At 68.0% G+C, this 8,635-nt stretch carries 9 protein-coding genes; 8 read left to right on the top strand and 1 reads right to left on the bottom strand.

All coding sequences use genetic code 11. The features are described 5' to 3' along the window. Positions 1-161: 161 nt before the first annotated feature. A complete protein-coding gene (locus ACFVAV_RS16985; RefSeq protein WP_379035833.1) occupies positions 162-647 on the bottom strand; it encodes a hypothetical protein in 486 nt (161 codons plus the stop codon). A 134-nt stretch (positions 648-781) separates the two neighbouring features. Here ACFVAV_RS16985 and ACFVAV_RS16990 point away from each other — a divergent pair, with 134 nt between their 5' ends. The 8 genes from ACFVAV_RS16990 (at position 782) to fadD32 (ending at position 8,557) form a co-directional block, all read left to right on the top strand. Beyond that, positions 782-934 carry a hypothetical protein gene (locus ACFVAV_RS16990; RefSeq protein WP_379035834.1) on the top strand — a complete coding sequence of 51 codons (153 nt, stop codon included), beginning with the start codon at positions 782-784 and terminating at the stop codon, positions 932-934. A 110-nt stretch (positions 935-1,044) separates the two neighbouring features. Further along, the gene (locus tag ACFVAV_RS16995) at positions 1,045-1,221 is read left to right on the top strand and encodes a hypothetical protein (RefSeq protein WP_379035835.1); all 177 of its coding nucleotides are present in this window, start codon (positions 1,045-1,047) and stop codon (positions 1,219-1,221) included. Further along, entirely contained in the window at positions 1,218-1,367 is a 150-nt protein-coding gene (locus tag ACFVAV_RS17000; protein WP_379035836.1) for a hypothetical protein, read from the top strand. The genes ACFVAV_RS16995 and ACFVAV_RS17000 overlap by 4 nt, the downstream gene beginning before the upstream one ends. Positions 1,368-1,729: 362 nt before the next feature. Further along, entirely contained in the window at positions 1,730-3,586 is a 1,857-nt protein-coding gene (locus ACFVAV_RS17005) for an alpha/beta hydrolase-fold protein (RefSeq protein ID WP_379035837.1), read from the top strand. A 113-nt stretch (positions 3,587-3,699) separates the two neighbouring features. Beyond that, positions 3,700-4,218: a DUF732 domain-containing protein gene (locus ACFVAV_RS17010; RefSeq protein WP_379035838.1), complete on the top strand. Its 519-nt coding sequence runs from the start codon at positions 3,700-3,702 to the stop codon at positions 4,216-4,218. A 47-nt stretch (positions 4,219-4,265) separates the two neighbouring features. Then, entirely contained in the window at positions 4,266-5,204 is a 939-nt protein-coding gene (locus ACFVAV_RS17015) for a cutinase family protein (protein WP_379035948.1), read from the top strand. 209 nt (positions 5,205-5,413) lie between these two features. Further along, entirely contained in the window at positions 5,414-6,433 is a 1,020-nt protein-coding gene (locus ACFVAV_RS17020; RefSeq protein WP_379035839.1) for an LLM class F420-dependent oxidoreductase, read from the top strand. Positions 6,434-6,643: 210 nt separating this feature from the next. Further along, positions 6,644-8,557 (top strand): long-chain-fatty-acid--AMP ligase FadD32, encoded by a 1,914-nt coding sequence (gene fadD32 / locus ACFVAV_RS17025; RefSeq protein ID WP_379035840.1) that lies wholly within the window; start codon positions 6,644-6,646, stop codon positions 8,555-8,557. Positions 8,558-8,635: the final 78 nt, after the last annotated feature.

Here is an 8,635-nt window from a genome sequence, read left to right on the forward strand (position 1 = left end):
TGTGGCGAACATCGTTCGCGGCCATGCCTTCGCTGTGTCACCGCTCGACTTGATGGGGTCTTGAATCGCGTCTACAGGTGCCGAGCAGGTTGCCCCGCAACGAGAAAGGCTCGCAGCCGCCCCCGTGAAGGGCGGCGCGAGCCACGGCCAGGGCAGCGCAGTCAGGCCGCCACGCTCGCACAGCTCGCGTACGTCGCGCGCCATACCGGTTGATGGCGCCTTCCGCAACGCGAGCAGCATGTCGCGTGCGTAGCCGTTGTAACTGATCGTCTGCCGAGCTTGCGAGCCCAGCCGTCGGCACGGTCCCATGCCGACCAGGCATCGCCATATCGGCCGCGGCGCGAGTGTGCGAGTGCACCCTCGGCGTGTAGGGCGCCGGTGATCCCTCGCCAATCGTCCGGGGTCTCGTCAAGCTCGACGTACGGGGCGAGCAGCGTTGTGCCAGAGTCGATCAGGCTCAGCGCCTCATCCCGTCGGCCGGAGTCGCGCAGCGCCTGCACCATTCCCCATGCAGAGCAAGCGATCATGTACGGATCGTCGGCGGCCTCGGCTTGCTCGCGGGCGCGGTCGGCGACGAGCCACACCAACGCCGCATCCTGTTGGCACGCGACGTAGAAATCGGTGAGTTGGTAGACGCCGGCGAGCACCGCACGAGCGGCGCGGCGGTCGTGTCCGGGGGCGCGGGCGGCCTGCTGGGCGGCGCGGATGAGGTCGGGTAGCAGCTCGCCAAGCGCGGTCCGATGGTCCGGAGTTTCGTGCCGGACCTCCCATGCGAGCCGCGGTGTCTGATCCCGGTCTCAACCGACTTGACCCACTCGGCCGACCGGTCGACGAGGCCACCCAGCACGGGCCGAGTCATCCCGATGCGTTCACGGTACCCGGCGGCATGTTGACCGTCGAGCAGATCGCCCGCGGCACGGGCCTGCCGAAGTAGAAAGCTCGCCGCGCCCTCGGGGGCGCTGTTCCGGGAAGGGATCGCGTTCCGCAGACGAGCTGTGGCAGATTTTGGCCGCCGCTGCGGGTACAGCCTCGGCGGGCAGTCCTGTGACGCTCGGGTGGCTGCAACGCGACGACGCCTCATGGTCGCGCATCGACGACGAGGGCCGCGAACACACCATGGCGTTCGGTCCATGGGACAACGGAACCCAGCTACGCGAGCTCGATGCCGACGTGCGCGCCGCGCTCGCGGTCCCCGACGTGCTCGAGGTGGCGGCTGAATGATCGACGACGACGCGCCGGTCACACTGACCCGCTGCCGGCGGTGGACGCTGGAATCTCTCGCCGCGGTCGCACCGGCGCGCAATCAGAGCACCACCGTGTATGAGTTCGCCAATCCTGCTCCAACCGAGCTCGACCGAGCAATCTGAGAGGAGGTGAACAATGCATCAGCTCGCAACAGCGGGCCCGGCAGTAACCGGCGAATATCTCCAGCTGCGCGAGGAATTGCTTGTCGGACAGCTGGGTCGCACGCTCGGACCGCGGATTCCACGGGTTCGGCGAGCCGCTGGCGAACAGGCCGTGCAAGATTAATTTCGGTGTGCGGCTTTTCGCCGAATCGTTTTTCGCGACCGGGAAGCTGAATCGGCATCAGATCGATATCGACCGAACGTTCAGCACGAGGTGATGATTGCACAACTCCGCGTTCGGTCAGGTCACAGAGCGAAGTGAACCGGTCGTTACTTCCGCGCGCCTGCCGGGTATCTCGCCCCTGGCGAGGTACAACGACCTGATGAGAGTCGCGCAGAAGGAGAGGGACCGCGGCCCGGCTGACCGGCGGAGCCTCGCGTGTCGACTGGGCGCCCCACTGGCCGTGGCGACGGCGATCGCGCTTCCCTTGGGCCAGTCCGTGTTTCCAGCTGTGGCGGTCGCCCAGCCCGGAACGGTCTCGGTGATCGAGCGCCTCGAGTGGCTGTCGGATCGGCGGGTGGCACTGTGGGTGCACTCCGCGGCGATGAATACCTCTATCCAAGTGCAGATGTTGCTTGCCAGGGATTGGCATCAGCGGCCCGACGCGCGTTTTCCGGTGCTGCTGATGCTCGACGGTCTCCGCGCGGCCGACGATGAAAACGGCTGGACCAAAGATGCCGACGCGGAAGGATTCTTCGCCGATAAGAATGTGAATGTCGTACTGCCCGTCGGTGGTCAGTCCAGTTTCTATACCGACTGGCTGCAACCGAACAATGGAAAGAACTATCGGTGGGAAACATTCCTGACCAAGGAACTGCCACCGCTACTCGAACGCGATTGGCGCACCACCGCTGTCCGCGGTGTCGCGGGTCTGTCGATGGGGGGCACCGGCGCGATGAATCTGGCCGCCCGCAACCCGGATTTCGTCAAGTACGCCGCGTCGTATTCCGGGCTGCTGACCACCACGACGCTCGGTATGCCGCAGGCGATCGAGTTCGCCGTCCGCACCGTGGGTGGCTTCGACTCCACGGCGATGTGGGGACCGCCCGGCGGACCGGAATGGGCGGAGCACGATCCGGAGCGCATGGCCGACAAGCTGCGCGGGATCAGCGTGTACGTGTCCTCGGGCAGTGGCCTGGCAGGCACGCATGACCAGCCCGGTCCGCTGCCGATGACCAGTGACAACTGGTCGGGCACCGGGCTCGAGATCCTGTCCAGGCTCTCGACGCAGAACTTCGTCACCAAACTGGGTGAACTCGCGATCCCGGTACAGGTCAACTATCGGCCGTCCGGGACGCACACCTGGCCGTACTGGGATTTCGAGATGCGCCAGTCCTGGCCGCAGGCCGCGGCCGCCCTCGGCGCCGACCCCAACGGCGCTGTCTGCTCGACGGCCGGTGCGATCGCCCCGGTGGCGCAGAGCTGGATCGGTAACTGTGTCACCGGCGAGTACCCCCTCGGTCCCGCGGTGGCGCAGGACTTCGTGAACGGCCGGGTCTTCTATTCCGCGGCGACCGGCGCGCACCCGGTCGCGGGCCGCATCGGCGGTGCCTACACGGGCGCGGGCGGGCCGTTCTCGCCGCTCGGCCTGCCGACCGGCGACGAGCGGGGCCTGCCCGACGGGCGCGGGCGGATGCAGACCTTCGAGGACGGCTCGATCTATTGGACCCCCGACACCGGCGCGCAGCTGATGCGGGGCGCGATCCTCGACGAATGGGGCAAGCAGGGCTTCGAGCGTGGGCCCGCCGGCTATCCGGTGGCGGCCGAGGCGCGCACGCCCAGCCGCGACGGCGTGGTGCAGGCCTTCGAGCACGGCCCGATGTTCTACAGCGCGGCCACCGGCGCACACCGTGTGCACGGCTTCATCCTGGACAAATACGCCGCCCTCGGTTTCGAGAACAGCCCGCTCGGCTTCCCGGTGGCAGAGGAGGCGCCGCTGAAGGATCTCGGGCGGTACAGCCAGTTCGAGGGCGGCAAGATCTACTGGAGTCCGCTGTCGGGCGCCTGGTCGGTGCGCAACGGCGCGGTCGCCGACGCCTGGGGTGCGCAGGGGTTCGAGAACGGACGGCTGGGGTATCCGGTGTCCGACGAATTCGCCGTTCCCGGCGGAATCCAGCAGAACTTTCAGACCGGGTTCATCGTCGTGCGCAATGGCAAATCCGAAGTCCACGGGGTGTGAGCTCGGGCTGAGAACTCTCTGAGCATCGCCGCGCGGTACCCGGCGGCGCCGAATGTCCGGCTAGCCTGGTCTCCGACCGCTTCCCTGACGAACGATCGAGGAAAGACATCTTCATGCATCGGATCCCTGGCAAGGTTGCCGGATCGGTCGCGGCCCTGGCTGCCGTCGCCCTGTTGTCCGCCTGTGGCGGCAACGACTCGACCGCGTCGCAGACGCCCACCCTCTCCACCAGCGCGAGCGCTGCCGCTTCGTCGGCCACCCAGGCACCCGCCGAAGGCGGACACGGCGACCACGCCCCGTCCGCGACCGCCGCGCCGGAGACCAGTGCGGCCCCCGAGCAGCCGCAGGCCGCGCCGGAGACCACGTCGGCGGCGGCTGCGCCCGCTGCCGGTAAGGACAAGGCCTTCCTCGACGAGCTGAGCAAGAACGGGATCACCCCGGCCGATCCGGCGAGCGCGCTGACCGCGGCGAGCTACATCTGCTCGACGAAGGCCACCGGTGCGAGTGAAGCCGACATGGCGACCTTCGTGGCCGCGATGGCGGGCACCGACCCGGCCTTCGACCCGGCCAAGATGGACGTCAACAAGGCAGCTCAGATCTACATCGCCGCCGCGACCTCCACCTACTGCTAGTGAACCCCCGATCGCGACGTACCCGCAGGTTCTGGCCTGCGGGGTGCCTGACCGTGCTGGCGCTGTTCGTTCTGGCGATCATCGTCATCGTGCTGCTCTGGTACCTGCTCGCAGGCCGGTTGCGGGAGCCGGGGCCGACGCCGCCCGGGCCGCCGCCACCGACGTCGCAGTCGGCGGACTGTCCCGATGTGATGCTGCTCTCGATCCCCGGCACCTGGGAGTCGGCGAGCAACGACGATCCGTACAACCCGCACGCCAACCCGATCTCGCTGATGCTCAGCGTCAGCGGGCCGCTGCGCGCGCAGTTCCCGGACAACCGGCTCGAGGTCTACACCGTGCCCTACGTGGCCCAGTTCTCGAACCCGATCGCGTTCCCGCCGGACGGCCAGGCCTCCTACAACAACAGCCGTACCGAGGGCACCGCGCGGGCGACCGACATCCTGGCCCAGCGGCACAAGGAGTGCCCGCTGACCACCTATGTCATCTCGGGCTTCTCCCAGGGCGCTGTCATCGCCGGTGACCTGGCCGCGCAGATCGGCGCGGGCAACGGTCCCGTCCCGGCCGACAAGGTCCTCGGCGTGACGGTGATCGCCGACGGCCGCCGCACCGGCGACACCGGACCTGGCCAGCCCATCGAGATCGGCGACCCGCCGCCGGCCGGCCAGGGCGCCGAGGTCGCGCTGCGGGGGATCAACGTGCCCGGCATCAGCATGACCGGTGCCCGTCCCGCCGGTTTCGGCTCGCTGGCGCCGAAGGTGAACTCGATCTGCGCGCCCGGCGACATGATCTGCGACGCGCCGCGCGAGGCACTCAGCCCGGCCAACGCGCTGACCAGCCTGAGCGCCCTGATCCGCTCCGCGGGCAACCCGGTCCACGCGCTGTACGCCTCCAACACGGTGGACGGACAGGGCACCACCGCCACCCAGTGGACGGTGAACTGGGCCGCCGGTCTGATCGAGAACGCGCCGCACCCACCGCATTCCTGAGCGGCGCGAAGCCGGAGTTGTCACAGTCACAGCGGGCGTGTGATTGCCATGGATCATGCCTCGCTGTGACATCCGCACTCCCATTCGCCGGCACGCTGTAAAGTGCGCTGATGATCGCGCCGTCTTCCCCGCCTACCGCGGAGTAGCCGGCGGGCCCGGAGTACACCGCCTAGCACGCGCAGCGTGCAACAGCCAGGAGCGATGAGTACATGACCGAAGCTGCCGCACCCGTCGGTGAGTTGACCGCGCTGGGTACGCCGCTGCGTCCGTTCCGCTTCGGAGCGGCGGGCGAGGGCAACAAGCAGGAGGGCGGCGCACGCAAGTTCGTCCAGACTGCGCAGCAGGCCGAGGAGTACGGGTACGACACCTTCTTCGTGCCCGATCATCTGGGTGACCAGATCGGGCCGATCGCCGCGCTGGGCGCCCTCACCCAGGCCACGGAGAAGATCCGGCTCGGGACGTCGGTGCTGGCGAACGGCTTCCGGCACCCCGTCGTGCTGGCCAAGGACCTGGCCACCATCGACGTGCTGTCCAAGGGCAGGCTCGAGGTCGGCGTCGGCGCGGGCTGGATCAAGGAAGAGTTCGAGAACGCGGGCCTGCCCTACGAGCGTCCCGGCGTCCGGCTGGAGAAGCTCGACGAGTCGCTGACCATCCTGGACACGCTGCTGCGCGGCCAGGAGTGCAACTTCGAGGGCAAGCACTACCAGGTGCGCGGCATCAAGGGCACGCCGCGACCGCGGCAGGGCCCGCGTCCGCCGCTGTGCACCGGTGGCGGCGGCCCGAAGATGCTCGCGCTGGCCGCCAAGCACGCCGATATCGTCTCCGTCGTCCCGCAGACCACCAAGAACGGCAAGGGTCTGCTGTCGGGCATCACGCTCGAGAAGACGATCGAGAAGGTCAACATCGTCAAGGCGGCTGCCGGTGACCGGTTCGCCGACATCGAGCTGAATTGGGCGATCACCGCCATCGTCATCACCGACGATCGGGAGAAGACCGCGGAGATGGCGCTGCGCGCGATCGAACGCGGCCTGCACCCCGACCTCGAGGTCGACGTGGAGCTCTCGGTACAAGACATCCTGAATTCGCCGTACGTCGCGATCGGCAGCTTCGAAGAGATCGCCGAACAGATCAAGCGTGTGCGCGAACTCACGTCGATGTCGTATGTGGGTATCTTCCCCACCCAGATGGACGCTTTCGCGCCTGTCATTCCGCTGCTGCGGGAGGACTGAGCGGGGGTTCTCTGTAACATGACTCTGGTTTGAGAACATCTAGCCGATAGCGGTCACCGCGCAGACCGCTCGAAAATCCGCAGGTTGTCAGGATGTACGCACGGCGTCGTCCGGGGGCCGGTGGCGATAGCGAGTCGGGGCCTCACAGGTGTCAGCGCCGAAGTGCGTTGGGAAATTCACCGGTGCCCGGGCCTCGGAGGAGAAGAAGGAATGGCAGAGACTTTCGACGACTACCTGGACGAGACCGGGAACCTCATCATTCCCGAGGGTCGGACCCTGGTCGATCACGTCGAGAAGCACACCCGTAACGATGCGAACACGCTCGCGTACCGCTACATCGACTACTCGCGGGAACGCGACGGCGAGGTGCACGAGCTGACCTGGCAGGAGTTCGGAGTTCGGCTGCGCGCGGTGGCCGCTCGCCTGCAGCAGGTGACCAACCCGGGTGACCGGGTCGCGATCCTCGCGCCGCAGGGCCTGGACTACGTGATCTCTTTCTTCGCGGCGATCTACGCGGGCACCATCTCGGTGCCGCTGTTCGACCCGGACGAGCCGGGCCACACCGACCGGCTGCATGCCGTGCTCGGCGACTGTGAGCCCTCGGCGATCCTCACCGCGACCTCTTCGGCCGCCGGTGTCCGCCAGTTCTTCCGCTCGCTGCCCGCCGCGCAGCGTCCGCGCATCATCGCCGTCGACGCCATCCCGGACACCCTCGGTGATTCCTGGGTCCGCCCCGACACCGCGATCGACGACATCGCCTACCTGCAGTACACCTCGGGTTCGACCCGGGTGCCCGCCGGTGTGGAGATCACCCACCGCGCGGTCGGCACCAACCTGCTGCAGATGATCAACTCGCTGAACATGAACGAGAACTCGCGCGGTGTCACCTGGCTCCCGCTGTTCCACGACATGGGCCTGCTGACGGTCATCCTGCCCGCGGTCGGCGGCAAGTTCATCACCATCATGTCGCCGAGCGCGTTCGTGCGCCGCCCCTCGCGCTGGATCAACGAGCTCGCCGCCGTCTCCGACGGTGCGGGCACCTTCGCGGCCGCCCCGAACTTCGCGTTCGAGCACGCCGCGGCGCGTGGTGTGCCGAAGGCGGGCGAGTCGCTGGATCTGTCGAACGTCATCGGCCTGATCAACGGTTCCGAGCCGGTGACGGTCTCGTCGATGAAGAAGTTCAACGAGGCGTTCGCCCCGTACGGCCTGCCCAAGACCGCGATCAAGCCCTGCTACGGCATGGCGGAGGCGACGCTGTTCGTCTCGGCGACCAAGGCCGAGGACGAGGCCAAGTACATCTACGTCGACCGCGACGAGCTCAACAGGGGCCGGATGGTCCGCGTGGAGCAGTCGGCCGAGAACGCCATCGCGCAGGTCTCCTGCGGTTACGTGGGGCTGTCGCAGTGGGCCGCGATCATCGACCCCGAGTCGGTGGAGGGCCCCGAGGGCGGCCGTGAGCTGCCCGACGGCCAGGTCGGCGAGATCTGGCTGCACGGCAACAACATGGGCATCGGCTACTGGGGACGCCCGGACGAGTCGACCAAGACCTTCCGCAACCGGGTCACCGAGCGTCAGCCGGGTGGGCACACCGAGGGCACCACGGCCGACGCGGACTGGATGCGCACCGGCGACTTCGGCGTCTACTTCGAGGGTGAGCTCTACATCACCGGTCGCGTCAAGGACCTGGTGATCGTCGACGGCCGCAACCACTACCCGCAGGATCTGGAGTACTCCGCGCAGGAGGCGTCCAAGGCGCTGCGGCCCGGTTTCGTCGCCGCCTTCGCGGTGCCCGCCAACCAGCTGCCCGCCGAGGTCTTCGCCTCCGACAGCCATTCCGGCCTGAAGTTCGACGCCGACGACGCGTCCGAGCAGCTGGTCATCGTGGCCGAACGTGGTCCCGGCGCGGGCAAGGCCGACCCGGCCCCGATCGCCGACGCGGTGCGCGCGGCGGTTTCGCTGCGCCACGGCGTGACCGCCCGTGACATCCTGCTGGTCCCCGCGGGTTCCATCCCGCGTACCTCCAGTGGAAAGATTGCACGGCGGGCCTGCAAGGCCGCCTACCTCGAGGGAACGCTGCGCGGTGGTTACACCCAGCAGGCTTTCCCCGATGCACCGGAAGAGTAATCGGCCGACCGGATCGGTGATGACGCTCGACGTGGCACACGCGCCGGGCGTCATTCCACGGCGCGCCCTGTACGCAGA

It is taken from the genome of Nocardia sp. NPDC057663 (assembly GCF_042799895.1).
Lineage (GTDB): Bacteria > Actinomycetota > Actinomycetes > Mycobacteriales > Mycobacteriaceae > Nocardia.

Coding starts and splice junctions, on each gene's coding strand:
- ACFVAV_RS17000 (WP_379035836.1), top strand. CDS start 1,218: ATGATCGACGACGACGCGCCGGTCACACTGACCCGCTGCCGGCGGTGG.
- ACFVAV_RS17020 (WP_379035839.1), top strand. CDS start 5,414: ATGACCGAAGCTGCCGCACCCGTCGGTGAGTTGACCGCGCTGGGTACG.
- fadD32 (WP_379035840.1), top strand. CDS start 6,644: ATGGCAGAGACTTTCGACGACTACCTGGACGAGACCGGGAACCTCATC.
- ACFVAV_RS17005 (WP_379035837.1), top strand. CDS start 1,730: ATGAGAGTCGCGCAGAAGGAGAGGGACCGCGGCCCGGCTGACCGGCGG.
- ACFVAV_RS17010 (WP_379035838.1), top strand. CDS start 3,700: ATGCATCGGATCCCTGGCAAGGTTGCCGGATCGGTCGCGGCCCTGGCT.